The sequence below is a fragment of the Sphingobacterium gobiense genome, assembly GCF_002980575.1.
GTDB lineage: Bacteria > Bacteroidota > Bacteroidia > Sphingobacteriales > Sphingobacteriaceae > Sphingobacterium > Sphingobacterium gobiense.
Window position 1 is genome coordinate 1 of sequence record NZ_PVBS01000024.1, and the last position, 255, is coordinate 255.

Genomic DNA, 255 nt, shown 5'->3' on the forward strand with positions numbered 1-255 from the left:
ACAAACCGGTGCTGATCGACTTCACGGGCTGGAACTGTGTCAACTGCCGCAAGATGGAGGCCAATGTGTGGACCGACCCGAAGGTGGCCGCACTGCTCCGCGAGGGGTTCGTGATGGTGGAACTGTTCGTGGACGACAGGACAGAGCTGGCGCCACAGGAACAGTATGTCTCGGAGTACTCCGGCAAGAAGATAAATACCATCGGCAAGAAGAACAGCGATTTTCAGGCTTCCGTGTTCAACAGCAACTCCCAGC

At 56.5% G+C, this 255-nt stretch carries 1 pseudogene; it reads left to right on the forward strand.

Features of this window, described 5'->3' with window-relative positions:
- Positions 1-53: 53 nt before the first annotated feature.
- Positions 54-255, forward strand: a pseudogene (locus tag C5749_RS19435) (hypothetical protein); the annotation flags it as partial.